At 68.5% G+C, this 21,043-nt stretch carries 20 protein-coding genes and 3 pseudogenes; 12 read left to right on the forward strand and 11 right to left on the reverse strand.

What is annotated here, in order from left to right; all coding sequences use genetic code 11:
• Nucleotides 1-264: 264 nt before the first annotated feature.
• The 4 genes and pseudogenes from OX89_RS11505 to OX89_RS11520 form a co-directional block, all read right to left on the reverse strand.
• Nucleotides 265-753 carry a nuclear transport factor 2 family protein gene (locus tag OX89_RS11505; protein WP_047350717.1) on the reverse strand — a complete coding sequence of 163 codons (489 nt, stop codon included), beginning with the start codon at nucleotides 751-753 and terminating at the stop codon, nucleotides 265-267.
• Between the two features lie 3 nt (nucleotides 754-756).
• Nucleotides 757-1,538, reverse strand: a pseudogene (locus OX89_RS11510) (SDR family NAD(P)-dependent oxidoreductase).
• A gap of 11 nt (nucleotides 1,539-1,549) precedes the next feature.
• Entirely contained in the window at nucleotides 1,550-2,086 is a 537-nt protein-coding gene (locus OX89_RS11515) for a DUF3833 domain-containing protein (RefSeq protein WP_047350718.1), read from the reverse strand.
• Nucleotides 2,083-3,036, reverse strand: a pseudogene (locus OX89_RS11520) (MFS transporter); the annotation flags it as partial. The gene OX89_RS11515 and the pseudogene OX89_RS11520, both read right to left, overlap by 4 nt.
• Nucleotides 3,037-3,163: 127 nt before the next feature.
• Here OX89_RS11520 and OX89_RS11525 point away from each other — a divergent pair.
• Together OX89_RS11525 and OX89_RS11530 are read left to right on the forward strand one after the other, a co-directional pair.
• Nucleotides 3,164-4,114 (forward strand): MerR family transcriptional regulator, encoded by a 951-nt coding sequence (locus OX89_RS11525; RefSeq protein WP_047350719.1) that lies wholly within the window; start codon nucleotides 3,164-3,166, stop codon nucleotides 4,112-4,114.
• 25 nt (nucleotides 4,115-4,139) lie between these two features.
• Nucleotides 4,140-4,748 (forward strand): lipocalin family protein, encoded by a 609-nt coding sequence (locus OX89_RS11530; RefSeq protein WP_047350720.1) that lies wholly within the window; start codon nucleotides 4,140-4,142, stop codon nucleotides 4,746-4,748.
• A gap of 992 nt (nucleotides 4,749-5,740) precedes the next feature.
• On the opposite strand, the gene OX89_RS11535 is transcribed toward OX89_RS11530, so the two are convergent.
• Nucleotides 5,741-5,968 carry a hypothetical protein gene (locus OX89_RS11535; protein ID WP_047350721.1) on the reverse strand — a complete coding sequence of 76 codons (228 nt, stop codon included), beginning with the start codon at nucleotides 5,966-5,968 and terminating at the stop codon, nucleotides 5,741-5,743.
• Nucleotides 5,969-6,192: 224 nt separating this feature from the next.
• On the opposite strand from OX89_RS11535, the gene OX89_RS11540 reads away from it, so the two are divergent.
• On the forward strand, nucleotides 6,193-6,567 hold the full coding sequence (locus OX89_RS11540) for a CidA/LrgA family protein (protein WP_011806119.1): 375 nt from the start codon (nucleotides 6,193-6,195) through the stop codon (nucleotides 6,565-6,567).
• Nucleotides 6,564-7,289: an LrgB family protein gene (locus OX89_RS11545; protein WP_047350722.1), complete on the forward strand. Its 726-nt coding sequence runs from the start codon at nucleotides 6,564-6,566 to the stop codon at nucleotides 7,287-7,289. Before OX89_RS11540 ends, OX89_RS11545 begins: the two co-directional genes overlap by 4 nt.
• Nucleotides 7,290-7,310: 21 nt before the next feature.
• Here OX89_RS11545 and OX89_RS11550 read toward each other — a convergent pair whose 3' ends face one another.
• Nucleotides 7,311-8,264, reverse strand: coding sequence for a LysR substrate-binding domain-containing protein (locus OX89_RS11550; protein WP_047350723.1), 954 nt, complete (start codon nucleotides 8,262-8,264; stop codon nucleotides 7,311-7,313).
• Between the two features lie 164 nt (nucleotides 8,265-8,428).
• On the opposite strand from OX89_RS11550, the gene OX89_RS11555 reads away from it, so the two are divergent.
• The 6 genes and pseudogenes from OX89_RS11555 (at nucleotide 8,429) to OX89_RS11580 (ending at nucleotide 14,239) form a co-directional block, all read left to right on the forward strand.
• Nucleotides 8,429-9,625 carry an acyl-CoA dehydrogenase gene (locus tag OX89_RS11555; protein WP_047350724.1) on the forward strand — a complete coding sequence of 399 codons (1,197 nt, stop codon included), beginning with the start codon at nucleotides 8,429-8,431 and terminating at the stop codon, nucleotides 9,623-9,625.
• Between the two features lie 136 nt (nucleotides 9,626-9,761).
• Nucleotides 9,762-11,021, forward strand: coding sequence for a CaiB/BaiF CoA-transferase family protein (locus OX89_RS11560; RefSeq protein WP_047350725.1), 1,260 nt, complete (start codon nucleotides 9,762-9,764; stop codon nucleotides 11,019-11,021).
• Between the two features lie 90 nt (nucleotides 11,022-11,111).
• A complete protein-coding gene (locus OX89_RS11565) occupies nucleotides 11,112-12,080 on the forward strand; it encodes a tripartite tricarboxylate transporter substrate binding protein BugE (protein ID WP_047350726.1) in 969 nt (322 codons plus the stop codon).
• Between the two features lies 1 nt (nucleotide 12,081).
• Nucleotides 12,082-12,735: pseudogene (locus OX89_RS11570) on the forward strand (methyl-accepting chemotaxis protein); the annotation flags it as partial.
• Between the two features lie 247 nt (nucleotides 12,736-12,982).
• Complete coding sequence (locus tag OX89_RS11575) at nucleotides 12,983-13,582, forward strand: hypothetical protein (protein ID WP_047350727.1); 600 nt, start codon at nucleotides 12,983-12,985, stop codon at nucleotides 13,580-13,582.
• A gap of 9 nt (nucleotides 13,583-13,591) precedes the next feature.
• On the forward strand, nucleotides 13,592-14,239 hold the full coding sequence (locus OX89_RS11580; RefSeq protein WP_011806126.1) for a DUF4124 domain-containing protein: 648 nt from the start codon (nucleotides 13,592-13,594) through the stop codon (nucleotides 14,237-14,239).
• Here the strand turns inward: OX89_RS11580 and OX89_RS11585 are convergent.
• Entirely contained in the window at nucleotides 14,236-15,192 is a 957-nt protein-coding gene (locus tag OX89_RS11585; protein WP_047350728.1) for an SDR family oxidoreductase, read from the reverse strand. The genes OX89_RS11580 and OX89_RS11585 overlap by 4 nt on opposite strands.
• A 45-nt stretch (nucleotides 15,193-15,237) precedes the next feature.
• On the opposite strand from OX89_RS11585, the gene OX89_RS11590 reads away from it, so the two are divergent.
• Nucleotides 15,238-16,290, forward strand: coding sequence for a CDP-6-deoxy-delta-3,4-glucoseen reductase (locus OX89_RS11590; RefSeq protein WP_011806128.1), 1,053 nt, complete (start codon nucleotides 15,238-15,240; stop codon nucleotides 16,288-16,290).
• Nucleotides 16,291-16,477: 187 nt separating this feature from the next.
• On the opposite strand, the gene OX89_RS11595 is transcribed toward OX89_RS11590, so the two are convergent.
• Complete coding sequence (locus OX89_RS11595; RefSeq protein WP_015913805.1) at nucleotides 16,478-16,828, reverse strand: four-helix bundle copper-binding protein; 351 nt, start codon at nucleotides 16,826-16,828, stop codon at nucleotides 16,478-16,480.
• Nucleotides 16,829-16,960: 132 nt separating this feature from the next.
• On the opposite strand from OX89_RS11595, the gene OX89_RS11600 reads away from it, so the two are divergent.
• On the forward strand, nucleotides 16,961-17,932 hold the full coding sequence (locus OX89_RS11600) for a tripartite tricarboxylate transporter substrate binding protein (protein ID WP_015913806.1): 972 nt from the start codon (nucleotides 16,961-16,963) through the stop codon (nucleotides 17,930-17,932).
• Nucleotides 17,933-18,196: 264 nt separating this feature from the next.
• On the opposite strand, the gene folK is transcribed toward OX89_RS11600, so the two are convergent.
• From folK to OX89_RS11615, 3 genes are read right to left on the reverse strand one after another with little or no spacing between them, the layout of a single operon-like run.
• Nucleotides 18,197-18,715 (reverse strand): 2-amino-4-hydroxy-6-hydroxymethyldihydropteridine diphosphokinase, encoded by a 519-nt coding sequence (gene folK / locus OX89_RS11605; RefSeq protein ID WP_047350729.1) that lies wholly within the window; start codon nucleotides 18,713-18,715, stop codon nucleotides 18,197-18,199.
• Nucleotides 18,712-20,307 carry a polynucleotide adenylyltransferase PcnB gene (gene pcnB / locus OX89_RS11610; RefSeq protein WP_047350730.1) on the reverse strand — a complete coding sequence of 532 codons (1,596 nt, stop codon included), beginning with the start codon at nucleotides 20,305-20,307 and terminating at the stop codon, nucleotides 18,712-18,714. Before pcnB ends, folK begins: the two co-directional genes overlap by 4 nt.
• Nucleotides 20,304-21,005, reverse strand: a complete 702-nt coding sequence (locus OX89_RS11615; RefSeq protein ID WP_011806133.1) for an HAD family phosphatase — start codon at nucleotides 21,003-21,005, stop codon at nucleotides 20,304-20,306. Before OX89_RS11615 ends, pcnB begins: the two co-directional genes overlap by 4 nt.
• Between the last annotated feature and the right edge of the window lie 38 nt (nucleotides 21,006-21,043).

The following is a 21,043-nucleotide window of genomic DNA, read 5'->3' on the forward strand; positions in this document are numbered from 1 at the left end:
CGTCCCTGATGCGTTCGAAAAGCACTTTTTCAACGGCCTGTTAGAGTGCTCCGGACCAACCGGGTGAGTCCGTGTTTTGGACGCTGACCACCTCCCACAGAGCCCTCCGCCGCGTCTTATGCCGTTAACGAGATGGTCGCCCCATCTCCTTCTTGGCCTCGAACACCCCGATGACGAAAGTCGTCGGGGTGTTCCGCTTTGTGGTGGGGGGGATATCGTGGCTTCATGGACGTTCATCGGCATGAACCTCTTCCCTTCTCCACCTTAACGGTCGCTAGGGGGTGAACAGCGATGGGGGTGCGGCAGGGGTGCCGCGCCAGCCTTGCGCAGCCAGCGCATCAGAGCCCCCAAAACAGGCAATTTTTCATACAGCTCTTCAGCCGGATCCCAGTAATCGCGGTGCAGTGTCACGCGGCCTTGGGCATCAAAATGCACCAGGGTCGCGCCGTGGATGCATTGAGGCACCTGTGCCCGCCAGCGCTTCAGGCGGAAGTGAAACTCCCATTGCAAAAAGGCCCGGTCGTCCTGCAACAGCCGCTGGGTGACGACAAAGCGCGGCTGCTCCAGGTTCTCGAACATGCGGGCAAAGATGGCACGGATGGCGGGCACTCCGCGCACGTCGTTGAAGGGGTCCTTGAACCGCGCATCAGGCGCGTAGTAGTCCCCCAGGAGGGACAGCTGTGCGGGAGTCAGCTGTTCGTAGAGCTGGGCCAGACGGGCGGCGCAAGCGTGGGTGTCTATAGGTGGGTGCATACGTCACAGCCCGGTCATACGGTGGACCAGCGGAAAGTACCAGCGGTACGGCAGCACGCGCAGCAGCTTGAGCCACAGCGTGAAGCGGCGTGGAAAATGCAGTTCAAACGCGCCCTCCCCCAGCCGCGCAACATGGCCTGGGCCGCCTGCTCCGGCGTGAGCAGCGCGGGCATGGTGAAGTCGTTCTGGCGCGTCAGGGGCGTATCGACAAAGCCGGGGTTCACCACACTCACGCCCACGCCCTGCGGGCGCAGATCAAGGAACAGCGTCTCGGCCAGGTTGATGAGGGCCGCCTTGGTCGGTCCGTAGGCCAGGCTCTGCGGCAGGCCGCGCCAGCCGGCTACGCTGGCGACCAGGCTCAGGTGGGGCGCACGCCCGGCCTGGGCCGAAGCCAACAGGCCTGGCACCACGGCGGCGAGCACATGCAGCGCGCCCGTCAGGTTGACCTGCTGGTGGCGCAGCAGCTCGGGCAGCGCCAGCGCGTCGGCTCGCATGGGGGTGTAGTGGCCGGCGCAGTAGCACACCAGGTCCAGTGGTGACTCGGTCTGCAGGCGCGCGGCAACGTCCAGGACCGCCTGGGCATCGGTCACATCCAGCACCACTGCTTGGCTGCCAGGGTGTTCGTGCGCAAACGCCGCCAGCAGCGCCTGCTGGCGTGCCGACACGATCACCTGCGCGCCCTGTGCGTGCAATTGCGCTGCGACGGCCCGGCCAATACCGCTGGAGGCGCCCACCAGCCACACGCGCTTGCCGCGCCAGTCAGTGATGGCAGGATTCAAAGGCACAGTGCGGCTCCTTATGTCTTGGTGAACGACAGCAGTACCTCGCCCAGGGTGAGGCCGAACTTGCGCATCGTGGCCCGATTGAGCATGACTCGGTCATCGACCAGGAACATCCAGTCATCGAACTGCACTTCATACTCCTTGCCGTCCACCGGCAGGCGCAGCGTGTAGTTCCAGCGGAAGGCATTGCCCGCGGTCTGGCCCTGGGCCTCACCTACCACATCGTCAGCGGTCCCGGTGTAGCGCCCATCGGCATGTTTGGTCAGGCGCCAGATGCGGCGCTGGGTGCTGCCCTCCGAATAGGTGAAAGCCTCGTCCAGCACGCCTTGATGGCCCTCCCAGTGGCAGTCCATCACCACGGTGAAGCGGCGTACCACCTCGCCGCCTCGCTGCTGAAAAATACCGTGGGCCAGGATGCGGCCGTTGAAGTAGCGGTCCAGTTCCAGCTGTGGACGCTCCTGGGCATAGTCGGTCACCTGGGGGCTGGCACAGCCGGTCAACACGGCAGTGCCCGCGAGCAGGGCCAGCAAGGCGTGGCGGCGGGTGTTCATGGGGAAACTCCTTGGTCATGCAACGGCGGGGAGGGGTGGATCAGCAGGCGGTACAGCAAACCTGCCGCCAGAAGCTTGAGGGCGCAAGGCAGCAGCGCGTAAGCCCAAGCGAGGCGCTGCAGCGCGTGGGCGTCCTGGATGCCGGGGCTGTAGCCGAGCCACTGCAGCAACGGCAGCGCCGCGCCTGCGGCCAGGGCCAGATTCAGTTTGGTGGCCAGGTTCCACCACCCCAGGTACGCCCCTTCGCTGCGCCCCTGAGCCCCCTGGCGTTCCACCAAGCGCGCCAGCAAAGCCCCGGGCAAGGCCAGATCCGCCCCCAAGGCGATACCGGACAACGCACAGATCCACGCAAAGGCCGCAATCTGCCCGCTGCCCAGAAGCGTCGTCCAGCCAAAACAGGCCACCGCCAGCAGCATGCCGCCCAGCCATGCGCGCTCCAGCCCCCAGCGGCGCACCGCGCGCAGCCACCCTGGCATGGACAGCGCCCCGCTGACAAAGTACAGCACCAGAAACAAGGCAATCTGCGCCTGTGTGGCCTGCAGCCGGTCCCGGGCAAAAAACAGCATCAACGCCGCCGGAACTGCGCTGGCAATGCCGTTGCACAAAAACACCGCCAACAAGCGGCGAAAGGCTGGCTGGCGCAAGGGTTGTCAGACCGTGGCCCAGGCAAAAGCGGCAGACAAATCCCGTTGCGCAGGTGCTGCAGGGCGCGGCGCCCACCACAGGGCCAGCCACCCGGCCAGCAAGCTCAGCGCGAACACCACCAGCATGGGCCCGGCGCCCCAGGCCACCGACAACGCACTGGCCGTGACCACGCCGATCAGCCCCGGACCTTCGCGCCAGGCCACCACACGGCTGCGCTGCAGCGCGTCGCCGCCCAGACGCACGCCCCAGGCCTGGTGCGCAATCACCAACTGGCTGTGCGCCAGGCAGGTCACCAACAACCCTGTGCGCAGACAATGGGCGTAATGTAGTGGACAAAACAAATTTTGTCCTAGACAATTTCACCAATCCCCACAGTTTGTCCATGACTTTCGATACCCTCCTGAGGCCTGTACGCCGCATAAAGGTTGGCGCATGAGCACGCCAGACCATCCCGATAGCGCAGGTTTGCCCATCGCCGCCGTGGAGCGCGAAACCGGCGTAGCCAAGGACACCTTGCGCGTATGGGAAAAACGCTATGGCTTCCCGCAACCCTTGCGCGACGGGGCGGGGGACCGCCTGTATCCGAGCGAGCAGGTGCAACGGCTGAAACTGATTCGCCGCCTGCTCGACACAGGGGCCAGGCCCGGCAAGGTGGTGGGCTTGGACAGTGCAGAACTGCTGTCCTTGCTGAACCAGAGACCTTCATCCCCCAGCTCAGTCTTGTCCAAGACAAACTTTCAGGCGTTCTCCTCACCTGCGACCCTGACTCCGCTTCTTGACGCCATCGGAGCGCACGATCCGCAAGCCCTGCGGCATGCCCTGAGTCACGCGCAGCTGCGCATGGGGCTCGCTCCGTTCGTCACCGACCTGGTGGCTCCCCTGACCACGGCCGTGGGCGAGGGCTGGGTGCAAGGGCGCTTCGAGGTCTTCGAGGAACACCTCTTCACCGAGGTCATCACCGGGGTTCTGCGCAACGCGATTGCTTCCCTGGCGCCGCTGCCCATACCGCAAGGTCCCAAGGTCCTGCTCACCACGCTGCCCCAGGAATTGCACAGCTTGGGGTTGCTCATGGTTGAAGCACTGCTGGCACTGGAAGGCTCTACCTGCGTTTCGCTGGGTACGCAGACACCCGTGGGCGACGTGGCCCAAGCCGCCGTGGCCCATCGGGCGGATGTGGTGGCTTTGAGCTTCAGCAATGTGCATAACGGGACAGTCGTTCACGCCAGCCTGCGTGAGTTGCGGGCCCAGTTGTCTCCCACCACCGCGTTGTGGGTCGGCGGCTCGTGCACGGCTCTGTACCAAAAGCCCCTCGAAGGGATCACTCTCGTCCAGCACCTGACGGGGCTTCAACCCTTGGTGGCGCAATGGCGCCACACACACTGATCCACCACTCGGTCAAGGACATCACATGTACCTGGTCTCGGCTTTTCTGTTTTCTGTGCGGCGCGCACTCATCCCGTCCTGCCGCGCAGGCCTGTGGGCGCTGTGGATGGCGGGCGTCGCCGTAATGGCCGGCTGTGCAAACACCAGCCCCCCGCCGGGCGTAGAAGCGGTCTCGCCATTCGATCTACAGCGCTATCAGGGGCGCTGGTATGAGCTGGCCCGGCTCGACCACTCATTCGAGCGCGGCATGACGGATGTGTCCGCCACCTACACCCCCCAGGCGGATGGCAGCGTGCGCGTGGTCAACCGCGGCTTTGCCGCCGCATCGGGCCAATGGCGCGAAGCCGTTGGCACGGCGCTGTTCACGGGTGCCCCCACCACCGGATCGCTCAAGGTGTCCTTCTTCGGCCCGTTCTACGGCGGCTACCACGTCGCGGCGCTTGACCCTGACTACCGCTGGGCGCTGGTGTTGGGGCCTGATGCCAGCTACTGCTGGATTCTGGCGCGCGACAAACAACTGGACGCTGCGCAGCGCGATGCCATCGTGGCTCGCGCCCAGGCGCTGGGGGTTGATACGCACGCCCTGATCTGGGTCACGCACAAGCGCCAGGATCCTGCGCACCCGCCCCATTGACTGCATGTACCAGCGAGCAGCGGGAAAAGAAGCCTATGTGGGATCGAAAACGCGTTCAGTGGCGTGCGGCTTTCTTTGACCCACGTTCGTAGCCGGTCAGTCGTGCGGCAATGCGCGTGCCCGCATCGTCTACTGCGCCGCGGGCGCGCCCCCGGCAGGTGCGCCCATGCCTGCGCGACCCGGGGTGGTAGGCGTGTCGCCGCGCTGGGGCGCTGAGGGCTTGGGGGGCATCCACCGACGGGCCGGCCATTCCGGGGGAACCTTGGGTGGCTGCGGGAGCCCCTTCGCCAGGCGCGCTCAAGCGATCCTTTGGAGCGCGCAAGTTGAATACGACAACGGCTGAATGGGGTACTTCGCCTGAGGCGGGTTTGGGTGGCATGTCACGCTCCGGTAGTTGCGGTCCACCATAAGCGCCTGGCGGGGCCTGCCTTGTAAGACAGCCACCCGCGCAAGTGCGCGTACTGCCCGTACGTACCGCCATTCAGCCCAGGCGCGGAGGCGTGTCAGCGGGCTCCGGGGGTGGTGCGGGCACATCCGGCTCCACGGGGGGATCGGCCGGTTGGCGGTGAGCGAGAGCGGTGCGGTGAATCATGTCAGCCATCTCCGGGTCGGTGGCATACCGCGCCAGAGGCAGCGGCAGGACGATGTGCCTGCCGCCCGCGCCTCGGCAATCGAGTACGCGGGGCCCCGTGAGGACTGGCCAGCACGGGACGCTGCCAAAGGGCAACGCTTACGGGTGTTAGCCACATGCCGCCGGGCGGCGATAAGAGGACGCCACCCTTGCCATGCATGCGGCCACAGCGTTCGGCCCAGACCTGGCACCAGGGCTCCCGCAATGGGAGCCGAGAAGCCCGGCCCGCGCCGCCTGGGCATGGCAGCGAAGCTGCGATGCGCACCCGTCGGGTGTTTGCCGCGGTGGCCGTAAGGTACCTTCGCACGCACGGGACGCCGTGTAGGACGGAGGCGAATCCGCCCCGCAGCGGTGACCCGGCTCAGTTGTTTTGGCGCTTGATGAGCTGGCGGCCCAGGTCGGTGATGTGGAACTCGCCCGTGGCCGTCTTGCCGATGTAGGCCCATTCCAGCAAGCGCCCGGACAGGTGGTGCTTGAGCGCGTCGGGCACGCTGATGGCCTGGCCCATTTCGAGCTGCTTCAGCGTGGCGATCTCATCCACGGTAGGTTCAAACGCGGGCGCGTGGTACAGGGGCTGGGCGGTAGCCATGGCAAGTCCTCCTGGTGCAGTGGTGCGGCGACCGTTGCGTTGCACCGGAGGGTGCTTCGCCGGGCGACCGCTGCACACCAGGGTATTGCGGATGGCCGTTGCGCGCAACCGGCGGAGCCCCCGACCTCCCGCAAAGAGGCGGCATCACCCGAGCGCCAGCGCAGGGCGGTGGGTATCAGGGATGATCATGGTTTTGCGCCTGCGCGCCGCCCTGACCGCCTTCAATGCTCTACGCCCTGACCGCCCTCTTCATCCTCCAGTTGCTGGGAGAACTTCTGGTCCAACTCCTGGGTCTGCCCCTGCCTGGCGCTCTCGCAGGCATGTTGCTGCTGCTGGCGGCGCTGCTGGCATACGGGCGCGTCCCGCAGGCGCTGGAGAGCACCGCGGGCAGCCTGCTGCAGAACATGATGCTGCTGTTCATCCCGGCGATCGCCGGGGTCATGCTGCACTTTGACCGCATCGCGCGCGAATGGCTGCCGTTCCTCGTGGCCGGCATCGTGGGGGCGGCCATCACGCTGGTGGTGACGGCCTGGACGCTGCGCTGGCTGCTGCGCGACAGCGCCGACGCACGCCCGCGCGAGCAGGAGCAGGCCCCGTGAGCGCGTCTCTCCCCGGGCTGGCCGCATGGCTCACGGCGTCGCCCCTGCCCTGGCTGGCGCTGACGCTGGCGGCCTACACGCTGACGCTGACGCTGTATCGGCGCAGCGGCGCACACCCGCTACTGATCCCACCACTGACGGCGACGGCGCTCGTCGTGGCGGTGCTGCTGCTCACGGGCACGCCCTACGCCACCTACCGCGAGGGCACGCAACTGCTGAGCTTTCTCATCGGCCCCGCCACGGTGGCGTTGGCCGTGCCGCTGTTCGCGCAGCGCGAGCGCATTCGCCAGCTCTGGCGCCCGATCAGCGTGGCGCTGCTCGTGGGCTGCACGGTGGCGATCGTCTCCGCCCTGCTGCTGGCCTGGGCTCTGGGCGCATCGTATGAGACGCTGATGGCGCTCGCACCCAAATCCGCCACCATGCCGATCGCGCTGCCCGTGGCGGAGCGCATCGGCGGCGCGCCATCGCTGGCAGCGGTGGCCGTGGCCATCACGGGCATTGCGGGGGCGGTGCTGGCGGGGCCGCTGCTGCGCCTGCTGCGCGTGCACGACCCGGCCGTGCGCGGCTTTGCCATCGGCCTCACGGCCCATGCCATCGGCACGGCGCGCGAACTGCAGGTGCATCCCACGGCCGGTGCCTTCGCCGCGCTGGCGATGGGCCTGAACGGTGTGGCCACTGCCGTGCTGGTGCCGGTATGCGTCGCGTTGATGGGTGGACGCTGATCGACAGATGCTGAAGAGCGGCTACGCCAGCGGCCCGGCCACCGCCATGTCCTGCAGCCAGCCAGCGAACGCGGCCAGCACCGGCGGCTGGGGCTGCGCGGGGCTCACGAGGTAGTAACCCCGCTCGCCACGCAACGGACGCGGGCAGGCCACCACCAGCTCGCCCCGGGCGATCTCGGCCTCGATCAGCATGGGCGGCATCAGCGCAATCCCCAGGCCGTGGGCCGCCGCGGCGGCCGTCATGGAGAACAGTTCATAGCGCGGCCCTTCCAGCGCGCGCGGCGCATCCAACACGCCCATGGCATCGAACCACTGTCGCCAGCCATAGGGCCGGGTGCTTTGCTGCAGTAGCGGCAGCCGCGCCAGCGCCTGTGGCGGCAGGCCCTGGTGTGCACGGCCCGTGCCGCGCGGCATGCCCAGTTGCTGCGCCGCCGTCTCCAGCAGGCGCGGGCTGGACACGGGCACCACGTCCTCCTGCATCAGCAGCTGCGCCTGCACGCCGGGCCAGTTGGCGACCTGCTCGGGCGTGCCCGCGTACAGCGCCGCGTCGAAGGCCGTATCGTTGAACAGGAAGGGCCGGGTCTGCGTCTCGATGTGCACCACGATCTCGGGGTGGCGCGCGGCCAGCAGAGGCAGGCGCGGGATCAGCCAGCGCGTGGCAAAGGTGGCCACTGCCGCAAGCGAAATGGCGCCGCCATGCCCCTGGTGGGCCATGACGTCGAGCGTGTCGCGCTCCAGCCCCTGCAGCCAGCGCGCCACCTGCTGCCCGTAATGCCGCCCCGCGGGGGTGAGCACCACCCCGTGGCGCGTGCGGCGAAAGAGTTGCACGCCCAGTTGCTCCTCCAGCGCCAGGATTTGGCGCGACACCGCGCTTTGCGTCAGCGCCAACTCCTGCGCGGCGCGGGTATAGCTCTCGTGCCGCGCAGCGGCTTCGAAGCAGGCCAGCGCCTGGGTGGATGGCAGGTGTCGTCGCATCGCAGCATCTTAGCCAGATATTCTTAAATCAAATATCTGGATGCGAATAACTCGCTTGCTGCCGCTCACTCACACGCCATACGATCACCTTCGTTAACCAAGCAATGCACCTTGTGCATGCTTGGGTCCTACCACCCACCCCGCATTCCAGCACTGGAGACACCATGACCCGCACCGCCTTCCAATGGGACGACCCCTTCCAACTCGACCAGCAGCTCACCGAGGACGAGCGCGCCGTCCGTGACGCCGCGCGCGCCTACTGCCAGGACAAGCTGGCGCCCCGCGTGCTGGACATGTTCCGCCACGAGAAGACCGACGTGACCATCTTCCGCGAGATGGGCGAGCTGGGCCTGCTGGGCCCCACCATCCCCACCGAATACGGCGGCGCCGGCCTGAACTACGTGAGCTACGGCTTGGTAGCGCGCGAGATCGAGCGCGTGGACTCGGGCTATCGCTCCATGGCGTCGGTGCAGTCGTCGCTGGTGATGGTGCCGATCAACGAGTTCGGTTCCGAGGCGCAGAAGCAGAAGTACCTGCCCAAGCTGGCTTCCGGCGAATTCATCGGCTGCTTCGGCCTGACCGAGCCCGACCACGGCTCCGACCCCGGCAGCATGGCCACGCGCGCCTACAAGGTGGACGGCGGCTATCGCCTCAAGGGCAACAAGATGTGGATCACCAACAGCCCCGTGGCCGACGTGTTCGTCGTCTGGGCCAAGGAAGTGGAGGCATCCGGCACCGTGGGCCAGATCCGCGGCTTCATCCTGGACAAGGGCATGAAGGGCCTGTCCGCCCCCGCCATCCACGGCAAGGTGGGCCTGCGCGCCTCCATCACCGGTGAGATCGTGATGGACGACGTGTTCGTGCCCGAGGAAAACGCCTTCCCCGAAGTGCGCGGGTTGAAGGGCCCGTTCACCTGCCTGAACAGCGCACGCTTCGGCATCGCCTGGGGCGCCATGGGCGCGGCCGAGTTCTGCTGGCACACCGCGCGCCAGTACACGCTGGACCGCAAGCAGTTCGGCCGCCCGCTGGCCGCCAACCAGCTCGTGCAGAAAAAGCTGGCCGACATGCAGACCGAGATCACGCTGGGCCTGCAGGCCGCGCTGCGCGTGGGCCGCATGAAGGACGAGCACCAGAACGTGGTCGAGATCACCTCGCTGATCAAGCGCAACAACTGCGGCAAGGCGCTGGACATCGCCCGCCTGGCGCGCGACATGATGGGCGGCAACGGCATCAGCGACGAGTTCGGCGTGGCGCGCCATCTGGTGAACCTGGAGGTGGTCAACACCTACGAGGGCACGCACGACGTGCACGCGCTCATCCTGGGCCGCGCGCAGACGGGCATCGCCGCGTTCGCCAACTGAGGCCAGCGCCGCGGCGCACCTCAAAAATAGGAGCACGCTGCGCCTGGCCACGCTTGATTTCAAATTGTTTTAAATACCAAATCAAGCATGGACAAGCGCAAGCAGCTCACTTTTTCATAGCACCCACTCTGCAGCCATGACCCCACCCACCGCCCCCGCCGGCGCGCTTGCCGGCATCAAGGTGCTGGACCTCTCGCGCGTGCTCGCCGGTCCCTGGTGCACCCAGATGCTGGCCGATCTGGGCGCCGACGTGGTCAAGGTCGAGCGCCCCCAGGCCGGTGACGACACGCGCCACTGGGGCCCGCCCTTCCTGAAGGACGACGCTGGCCGCGACACGCGCGAGGCCAGCTACTTCACCGCCTGCAACCGCAACAAGCGCAGCATCACCGTGGACATGGCCCATCCCGAGGGCCAGGCGCTGCTGCGCCGCATGGCCGCCGAGGCCGACGTGGTGGTCGAGAATTTCAAGGTGGGGGGCCTCGCGCAATACGGGCTGGACTACGCCAGCCTGAAAGCGCTGAACCCGCGCCTGGTCTACTGCTCCATCACCGGCTTCGGCCAGGACGGGCCGTATGCCGAACGCGCCGGCTACGACCTGATGGTGCAGGCCATGTGCGGCCTGATGAGCATCACCGGCCATGCCGACGGGCAGCCCGGCGGCGGGCCTCTAAAGGTCGGCGTGGCCGTGGTGGACGTGTTCACCGGCCTGTACGCCAGCAACGCCATCCTGGCCGCGCTGAACGCGCGCGACAACGCCCGCAACGGCACCGGCGAAGGGCAGCACATCGACATGGCTTTGCTCGACGTGGGCATGGCCGTGCTGGCCAACCAGGCGGCGGGCTACCTGGCCACCGGGCAGGCGCCCGGACGCGCCGGCAACATCCACCCCAGCCTGGCGCCCTACCAGGACTTTCGCAGCCGCGACGGCAACGTGCTGCTGGCGATCGGCAACGACGGACAGTTCGCGCGCTTTTGCCAGGCGTGCGGCCACCCCGAATGGGCACAGGACGCACGCTTTGCCACCAATACCGCACGCGTGCAGCACCGCGCTGCGCTGCTGGCGCTGATGGAGCCCGTCCTGCAGACCCGCAGCACCGCCGAGTGGATCGCCCTGCTGGAGGACAAGGCCGTGCCCTGCGGCCCCATCAACACCATCGCCCAGGCCTTCGACGACCCACAGGTGCGCGCGCGCGGCATCCGCAGGGAGCTGCCCCGCGACGCCGGCGACGGCATCGCCCACGTGGCCACGGTGGCCAACCCCATGCGGCTGTCGGGCACGCCCGTCAGCTACCATCGCGCGCCACCCGCGCTCGGCCAGCACACCGACGAGGTGCTGCGCGAGCTGGGCCTGGATGCTTCGGCCATCGCAGCGCTCAAAGCGGGGGGTGCCATCTGACCCTTTTCCCGCACCGGTCCCGCCGGTGCGTCCTTCCCGCCATCACTGGCACGCCATTGCTTCACCACATCGATAACAGGAGATAAAAGCATGATTCGTCGCAGCGCACTCACCCTGGGCCTGCTGGCCCTGCTCGGCTCGGCCGCCCAGGCCCAGTCCGGCTACCCCAACAAGCCCATCCGCCTGCTGGTGCCCTTCGCCGCGGGCGGCACCACCGACCTGATCGCCCGCGTGGTGGCCGAGCCCCTGGGCCGCGAGCTGGGCCAGCCCGTGGTGGTGGAGAACAAGGGCGGCGGCGGCGGCGCCATCGGTGCGGCCGAAACCGCGCGCGCCACGCCGGACGGCTACAACCTGGGCGTGGCCACCGTGTCCACCACGGCCACCAACCCGGCCATCAACCCCAAGATCCCCTACAACGTGTTCACCGACTTCACCCCGGTCGTGAACATCGCCGCCACGCCCAACGTGATTGCGGCCAACCCGCAGTTCGTCGGCAAGGAATACAAGAGCTTCCTGGCCGAAGTCAAGAAGACTCCAGGCAAGTACTCGTTCGGCTCGCCCGGCACCGGCAGCATCGGCCACCTGATGATGGAAATGTTCATGCTGGAGACCGGCACCCAGCTGGTGCACGTGCCCTACCGCGGCTCGGGCCCGGCACTGAACGACGCCGTCGCCGGCCAGATCCCGCTGATCTTCGACAACCTGCCGTCCGCCCTGCCCTTCATCAAGGACAAGCGCCTGACCGCCCTGGTGGTGGCCGCCCCGCAGCGCCTGGCCGTGCTGCCCGACGTGCCCACACTGGCCGAAGTGGGCCTGCCCAACGTGAACCGCATGGCCTATTACGGCATCATCGGACCCAAGGGTCTGCCCAAGGACATCGTGGACAAGGTCAACGCCGCAGTGCACAAGGTGCTGAAGGACCCTGCGGTGCGCAAGCGCATTGAGGACACGGGCTCGCTGATCGTGGCCGACACGCCGGCGAAGTTCGCCCAGGAAATCAAGGCGGAGTACACGGCTTACAAAAACGTGGTGGACAAGCAGAAGCTCACCATGGACTGAGTCCACCGTGCGCCAGAACGCCGACAACGCGCGCCAGGCCAACCAACTGGCCGCCAACGCCTCGCAGGTCGCCAGCCAGGGCGGCGAAGTGGTGACCCAGGTCGTCACCACCATGCAGGGCATCAACGAAAGCAGCCACCGCATCGCGGACATCATCGGCGTCATCGACGGCATCGCCTTCCAGACCAACATCCTGGCGCTGAACGCCGCGGTGGAGGCCGCACGCGCCGGCGAGCAGGGCCGCGGATTCGCCGTGGTGGCCGGCGAGGTGCGCGCGCTGGCCCAGCGCTCGGCCGCCGCGGCCAAGGAGATCAAGCAACTGATCCACACCAGCGTGGAGCGGGCGGAGCAAGGGTCCGCACTGGTCGGCCAAGCCGGCGCCACCATGACGGAGGTGGTGACGGCCATCCAGCGGGTGAGCGGCATCGTGGCCGAGATCAGCACCGCCAGCCAGGAGCAAAGCGCCGGGGTGCACCAGGTGAGCGATGCCGTGGCGCAGATGGACCAGGCCACGCAGCAGAACGCCGCACTGGTGGAGGAAAGCGCAGCCGCCGCCGACAGCCTGAAGCTGCAGGCCGAGCAACTGGTGCAGTCCGTGGCCCTGTTCCGCCTGCGCGCCGACGGCTCCGTGCCCGCAGCGCAACAGCACGGGTAGGCAGCGTCGGCACCCTTGCGCCAGGCGGAATCATCGCGCGCCGCGCGGCCGCCAAGCCCTGCGCTGGCGGCGAAACACCCGGTCACAATGGTGAAGAGGCGGCAAAGCCTGACAAAGCCGGTCCGGTAGGGTCAACCAAAATGGTCCGACGCGCGTCTGACACACAAGAGGTGGCAGCGAGACCACCGCCTTTACCACCACAGCGCCGGCCCGGACCGCCCGGCGTGCTTACCCGGGAGACCTCTCCATGCCTCTTTCGCGTTGGACTTGTGTGCGCATCCTCACCGCCGGCGTGCTCGCCTCGCTGGCTGTCGGCTGCGCCGCTGTGCCGGGTGACCCCTACTACGATGGGGGCGGCTACTATCCCGCGCCATCGTCCATGACGGTGTACGAGCAGCCCGGCGTGATCTATACCGCCCCGCCGTTAGGCTGGCGCGACTACCCCCCGCCGCCTTCCGGCTGGCGTGAAGACGCCTGGCGCGAGCGCCAGTGGCGGGAAGCGCGTGAGCGCCAATGGCGCGAGGCCCAGGAGCGCGAACGCCGTGAGGCGGACCGTCGTCGCGAAGCCGACCGCCGCCGCGATGCGGACCGCCGTGAAGCCGACCGGCGCGAAGCGGAACGCCGCCGCGACGCCGAACGTTGGGAGGCCGAACGCCGCCGCGACTGGGACCAGCGCCGTAAGGAAGACCAACTGCTGCGCCACCCCAACCCCGACGTGGCACGAGAACGGCAGCTGCAGTTCGAACGTGACCGCCGCGCGGAGCGCGAAGCCGAGCGGGAGCGACGCAACCAGGCATTCCAGCCCCAGCCCGGCGACCGCCCCAACCCGCGCCCCGACTGGCGCTGAAGGCCGCCCATGACCCGAGCCCTGCCTGGCTCCCTTGGCACCGTCAGTGCCGCGCTGGCGCTGACGCTGGTTACCTGTCTGCCCCTGCCGTCAATGGCCCAGGTGGTGCGCTGCACCGACCCGGCCACGGGCAAGGTGACTTACACCGATGGCGACTGCGGCCGCGGCCAGTCCGCACGCGAAGTCGAAGCCCGCAAGACCCCCCAGGAAATCCAGCAGGAGCGCGAGCAAGCCGCCGAAGCCCTGGAGCGCAAGCAGGAGCGACAGCAATGGGAGCGCCAGCAACAGCGCGACGCCGAGCCCGCGACGCGCGCAGCGCGCCCTCGCGCCACCCCGGCCGATCCATCGCAATCCGTAGACTGCCAGCGCGCAAGGCGCAACCTGCAGGAGGTGCTCTCCACCATGGGCCGCGGCATGTACGACGAGCAGGCGCGGCTGGATGCGGCGCAGCGCCAGGCTGACCTCGCGTGCCTGAGTCCGGCGGACTATGCACGCGCGGAGAGCGCGCGCTCCAGCCGCACCGTCTATCCCTCGCCCTACTACGCCCCGCCGGTGGTGGTGGTGCCACCACGGCCCGCGCCGCCGCCGCGGCGCGAAATCACGCACTGCAACGTGTTTCGCTGCTACGACAAGCAGGGCAACACCTACCCCCGCTAAGGGTGCGGTGCCTGCAGCCCTTCGCGCACGGTGGGGTAGCGCAAGCGCAGGCGCAGTTCGCGCGCCATGCGCTTAGTGGTCAACCGCCGCGATTCGCCCATGAAACTCAGCAGCGACAGCGGTAGCTGCTCCTGCGCGGTACTGCGCTGCACGCGCGGCGGACGCGGCAAGCCATAGAGGTCGGCCGCGAAGTCGAAGTAGTCTCCCATCTTGAGCTGGCTGTCGTCTGCCACGTTGTAGATGCGTTGCGCACGGGCGCGCCACAGCGCCAGCATGCAGGCCCGCGCCAGGTCATCCGCATGGATGTGGTTGGTATAGACGTCGTCAGGCTCGGCCAGCACGGGCGTGCCGCGGCGCAGGCGCGCTTCGGGCGTGCCGCCCTCACGGTCAGGGGCGTAGATGCCGGGCACGCGCAGAATGCTCACGGGCACGCCCGCACGGCCCAGGTGACGCATGGCGCGCTCGGCATTCACGCGGCGCTGCGCGCGCGGCGTGGCGGGCGCCACGGGCCGCGACTCGGGCACCCAGTCCCCCGCGCAGTCGCCATACACGCCACTGGTGGAGGCATACACCAGGGATTGCGGCAGCGTGCGCCGGCGCAGCGCACGCGCCAGCGCCGTGCTGCGGGGGTCCAGCCACCAGCGCGGACCAACCTCGCGCTCGCCAGGTGGCGGCGCCAGATGCAGCACCCGCGTGGCCACGCCCGCCAGGCGCGCCAGCGTGGCCGCATCGTCCAGATTGCCCAGCAGCGGCGTAACGCCCGCCCCACGCAGCTGCGGCACGCGCGTGGGCGAGGACGTGAGCGCAAGCACGCGCGGGCGGCCACTCCCGCCCTGGGGTCCGTTCAGGCTGCGCACCACGCGCAGCCCCACGTCGCCGCAGCCAATGATGAGCACGCGCTGGCGGCGAAAGCGCGCCGGCAGGGCGCCGAGAGGGTTTTGGATTGAGGGCAAAATCGGTCGGTTTGCTTGAAGACAACTCCAAGGATACCCACTGTCATGACCAGCGCAGAGACCGCATTCCAGATCACCGTGCAGCCCAGTGGCCGTGCCTTCGAGGCGCAGGCTGGCGAAACCATCCTGTCCGCGGCCATCCGCGGCGGCGTGGGCATGCCCTACGGTTGCAAGGACGGTGCCTGCGGCTCGTGCAAGTGCAAGAAGCTCAGCGGCTCGGTGGTGCACGGCGAGCACCAACAGAAGGCGCTGAGCACCGAGGAGGAAGAAGCCGGCTTCGTGCTCACCTGCTGTGCCCAGCCGCTGACCGACGTGGTGCTGGAATCGCGCCAGGTGACCGACGAGAGCGCCTATCCCATCAAGAAGCTGCCGGTGCGCGTGGCGGCGCTCACGCGCGCATCGCACGATGTGATGCAGGTGCGCCTGCAACTGCCCGCGGCCGACACCTTCCGCTACCACGCGGGCCAGTACATCGAATTCATCCTGCGTGACGGCGCGCGCCGCGCGTACTCCATGGCCAACGCACCCCACACGCAGGAAGGCGCGCCAGGCGTGGAGCTGCACATCCGCCACATGCCCGGCGGGCGCTTCACCGACCATGTGTTCAACGCCATGAAGGAGAAGGAAATCCTGCGCGTGGAGGGCCCTTTCGGCAGCTTCTTCCTGCGCGAGGATTCCGACAAGCCCATGGTGTTTCTGGCTTCGGGCACGGGCTTCGCGCCCATCAAGGCGCTGATCGAACACATGCAGCACAAGGGCATCACGCGCCCGGCCACGCTCTACTGGGGCGGGCGCCGCCCGGCGGACCTGTACATGGACGGCTGGATCCGCGAGCGCCTGGCCGCGCTGCCAAACCTGCGCTACGTGCCCGTGGTCTCCGACGCCCTGCCCGAGGACGGCTGGGCTGGCCGCACGGGCTTCGTGCACCAGGCGGTCATGGAGGACATTGCCGACCTCTCGGGCTATCAGGTCTATGCCTGCGGCGCGCCCATCGTGGTGGACTCGGCCCGCGCCGCCTACAGCGCGGAGCGTGGCCTGCCGCCCGACGAGTTCTACGCCGACGCGTTCACGTCCGAGGCCGACAAGCACGGCGGCTGACGGGCGCTTCCCCGCGGCGCACCGCGCACGACCCTGCGCCACGCAACGGGCGTTGCGCCCGGCCAGCAGGTGTCGTGGAACGGGATCTGCCAGACCACGGGCGCCGTGCGCGATCCGCGGCGCACGGCACCGCGAAGTGCTGCAACAGGGCCGCGATAAGCGCCGCCGCTCAGGGAGCGTGCTTCGCTCAAGCGATCATGTCGCGGCACAGGCTGGCGCAGCGCTTACAGGCTTCCGCGCAGTCCTGGCAATGATCCGCCGCGTGGCTTATGCATTCCTGTGCGCAGCTTTCGCAGATGCGCGCGCACAGCTCGCAGACATAGTTCACGTGCGGACTCTCGCGGGCCATAGTGGCAGCGGCCAGGCGACAGATGTCGGCGCAGTCCATGTCCAGCGCGATGCACTTGGCCATGTGGCGCGGGTCGGGCTCGCGCAGGCACGCCGCGGCGCAGAAATCGCAGGTGGCAGCGCATGCGTTGCAGGCCGCGATGCAGTGGGAGTAGCGTGATTCGTCCAGGATGGTGGGGGCGTCCAGCATGTCAGTCCTTTCATGGGTGGGGGCAGGCAAGGCCCGGGCCCATCGTAGAAAGATGCGCCGCGCCTTGTCGTAGGACAGGGCAGCATTGCGGCGCCACGGAAGCGTCTTCCATTTTTTGCACAATGGAGGCCTATGAACCGCAGACACCTTCTTCTTTCGGCCGCTGCCATTGGCGTGGCACTCGCAGCCCCCCTGAGCCACGCGCAGGACGCGCCGATCCGCCTGGTCGTGCCCTACGCGCCTGGCGGCCCGCTGGACGTGACGGCGCGTGCGCTGGCCGAGCGCGTGCGCGACACGCTCGGCGTGGTGGTCGTCGACAACAAGGCGGGTGCGGGCGGCAACATCGGCGCCGATCTGATCGCCAAGTCCGCGCCCGACGGGCACACCATCGGCATCGCCGCCACGGCCACGCACGCCGTGAACCCCTGGCTGTACAACCGCATGCCCTACGACGCGGCCAAGGACTTCGCCGGCATCACGCAGATGGTGCGCGTGCCCAACGTGCTGGTGGTCAACGCCGCGCGGGCCGAGCAGCTCAAGATCAACACCCTGCAGGACCTGATCGCCTACGCCAAGGCCAACCCCGCCAAGCTCAACTACGGCAGCGGCGGCAACGGCAGCGCCGGCCACCTGGCGGGCGAGATGTTCAAGCAGAAGGCCGGCATCTTCGCGCTGCACATCCCCTACCGCGGCGCCAGCCCCGCGCAGCTGGCCCTGCTGGCCGGCGAGGTGGACTTCAACATCGACAACCTGGCCGCCGCCGCGCCCAACATCAAGTCGGGCAAGCTCAAGGCCCTGGCCGTCACCTCGCTGGAAGCCAGCCCCATGCTGCCCGGCGTGCCCCCGCTGTCGCAGACCTTCAAGGGTTTTGCCATCGACACCTGGTGGGGTCTGGTGGCACCGGCCGGCACGCCCAAGCCCGTGATCGCCAAGCTCAACAAGGCCTTCACAGAGGCACTCAAGGCACCGGAAACCAAGACGCGCTTTTCCGCGCTGATGGCCGAGCCCGTGGCCACCACGCCCGAGCAGTTCGACGCCTTCATGGCCGCCGAGCGCGCCAAGTACCAGCAGGTGGTGAAGGCCTCCGGCGCCAAGGTGGACTGACCGGAACGCGGCATTCCGGGTGCCACCGGAGTGCCGCGGGCGGCGCACGGCGCGACTGTCCGGGCGTGTCGTCGTCAGCCTGGGGCCAAGCCGCCCCAACGGCGCCCCCCTGTTGCGCTGCCGCACCCGCCGCCACGGCGGTGACGCCTCGCAACCGGCGGCGCGCTCACATCAAAAATAAGAGCGCCTCACGCTTGCCATATGGCGGTTTGCAGGTGGTTTCACCTTCAAACGTCCGCACGACCAGCGCAAGCAGCTATTAATTCAGGAGTTTGCGCCCAGCCATTCGGTGGCTTCGGCCAGGCGCTCGATGCGCTGGCCGCTGGCCAGGGCGCGCTGGGCGGCTGTGCCACACGTCTGGGCCAGGCCGGGCGCCAGTTCCGCCAAAGGAAGGAGCACGAAGGCCCGCTCGCCCATGCGCGGGTGGGGCAGCGTGAGTTCGGCGCCGTCCAGGCGCTCCTCCCCGTACAACAGCAGATCCAGGTCCAGCGTGCGTGGCGCGTTGCGGTAGGGGCGCTCGCGCCCCGCGGCCTGCTCGATGGCCTGCAGGGCATGCAGCAGCGCCAGTGGCGCCAAGGTGGTCTGCAACTGCGCCACGGCATTGAGATAGTCGGGCCCGCCGGCATCCACCGGCGCGCTGCGGTACAGCGACGAGACCTGCCGCACCTGGGTGCCGGGCAACGCGCCCATCGCCCGCACCGCGTCGCGCAGCGCGCCGCGCGCATCCCCCAGATTAGCTCCCAGGCCCACCCAGGCGCTGGCCGCCACGGAAGGCCGGGTCACGCCTCGCCCGCGGGCGCGCCACCCTCGGATGCACCGCTGCCCGTGGGCTTGCGGCGACGGCGGCGGCGCTTCTTGGGCGCAGCAGCGTCCTCTGCCGCTGGCTCGGCCAGGGAATCACCGGCATCGCTGGCCCAGCGCGGGGGCTCGGCGTCGTCCGTGGCGACTGGCACGGCCTTGGGCACGCGCCGTACCGTGGGCTGGGCCTTGCGCTGGCGCGCGCGCTGCTCCTCGCGCGCCTGCTCGATCATGTCCTCACGGCGCGCATCGTCGGCCAGCGAGAACTCCTGCCACCACTCGGCCAGCGCCTCCTCCACCTCGCCCACGTCCGCGCGCAGGCGCAGGAAGTCGAAGCCTGCGCGAAAACGCAGGTGCGCCACCATGCCGAAGGGCGTGCTGCCCGAGCGTTTCTCGAAGCGCGGCTGCATGACCCAGATCTCGCGCATGTCCGCCGCCAGCTTGCCGCGGCCGGAGACATCGCCGATGCGCTTGTCGAACACATCGTCGATCGCATCCTGCAGCGCCGGGAAGGGCTGCTGGCGCCCCAGGCGCTGCTCCCAGCCGGCCTTCACGTCCTGCCACAGCACACAGGCCAGCAGGAAGCTGGGCGCAACGGGCTTGCCCTCGCCCACGCGGCGGTCGGTGTCGGCCAGCGCAGCCTGCACGAACGGGTGGCTGGAACGGTCCACCACCACGTCCAGCAGCGGGTAGATGCCCGTGGCCAGCCCCAGGGACTTGAGCTGCGCGATCGAGGCCAGCGCGTGGCCGGTCTGCAGCAGCTTCAGCATCTCGTCGAACAGGCGGCTTTGCGGCACCTCCCGCAGCAGCGGCTCGCACTCCACCAGGGGCTTGGCGGTCTTGGGCTCCAGGGCAAAGCCCAGCGGGCTGAGCTTGGCCGCAAAGCGCACGGCGCGGATGATGCGCACGGGGTCCTCGCGGTAGCGCGTGGCCGGGTCGCCGATCATGCGCAGCACGCGTTTCTTGGCGTCCTCGATGCCCTTGTGGAAGTCCACCACGACCTCAGTCTCTGGGTCGTAGTACATGGCGTTGACGGTGAAGTCGCGCCGCGTGGCGTCCTCGTCCTGCGGGCCCCAGACGTTGTCGCGCAGCACGCGGCCGCTGGCGTCCACGGCATGGTGCATGCCGGCCAGCTGGGCCTTGCTGGTCTTTTCGTTGCCCCCCACCTGCTCGGCTGCCGCATTGTCCATGTAGGCGCGGAAAGTGGAGACCTCGATCACCTCATGCTCGCGCCCGCGGCCGTGCACCACGTGCACGATGCGAAAGCGCTTGCCGATGATGAAGGCGCGCCGGAACAGGCCCTTGACCTGCTCGGGCGTGGCGTTGGTGGCCACGTCGAAGTCCTTGGGCTTGAGGCCCAGCAGCAGGTCACGCACCGCGCCGCCGACGATGTAGGCCTCGTAGCCCGCCTGCTTGAGTGTGCGCACCACGTCGCTGGCGCGGCGGTCCACCAGTTCAGGGTTGATGCCGTGCACCGCGGCGGGCACTTCCGCACGCTTGCCAAAGCGGCCGCGTGTGCCACGGCCCGCGCCGGCGGCGCCCTTGCCCAGCAGTTTGTCGATGAAGGTCTTGATCATGGGTGTGGGGGAAACAGGTCCAGAATGCGCCAGCCGCGCTGGGAAGCCAGTGCGCGCAGGCGTGGATCGGGGTTGGTGGCGACGGGATGATCCACCTTTTCCAGCAGCGGCACGTCGTTCATGGAGTCACTGTAGAACGTGCTGTCCACGTCCGTCCAGCGCAGGCCACGCTCGGCCAGCCACTGCTCCATGCGCTGCACCTTGCCCTCGCGCATGGAGGGCACGCCGCGAATGCCGCCGGTGATCCAGCCGTCGTCGCCGCGCTCCAGCTCCACGGCGACCAGCTGATCCACGCCCAACGCCAGGGCGATGGGGCGGGTGACGAACTCGTTGGTGGCGGTGATGATGAGCACCTCGTCGCCCGCGTCGCGGTGGCGCTGCACCAGCGCGCGCGCTTCCTCGCGCAGCGCGGGCTGGATCACCTCGCGCATGAACTGCGCGTGCGCCAGGGCCGCCGCCTCGGCGCCGCGCTGGCGAATGGCGTCGGTGGCGAAGCGCACGTAGTCGTGCACGTCCAGCCGCCCGGCGACGTAGTCGTCGTAGAACGCCTTGTTGCGCCGGCCGAACTCTTCGCGGTCGGCCCAGCCGATGCGGATGGTGAACTCGCCCCACTCGTAGTCGGAATCCAGGGGCAGCAGGGTGTGGTCCAGGTCGAACAGGGCCAGTCGGCGGCGTTGTACCTGCGTGTCAAAGGTCATGCGTTGATTGCAATGGGTGGATGAAAGCGCCCTGCACC

Source organism: Diaphorobacter sp. J5-51, from assembly GCF_001023515.1.
Classification (GTDB): domain Bacteria; phylum Pseudomonadota; class Gammaproteobacteria; order Burkholderiales; family Burkholderiaceae_C; genus Diaphorobacter; species Diaphorobacter nitroreducens.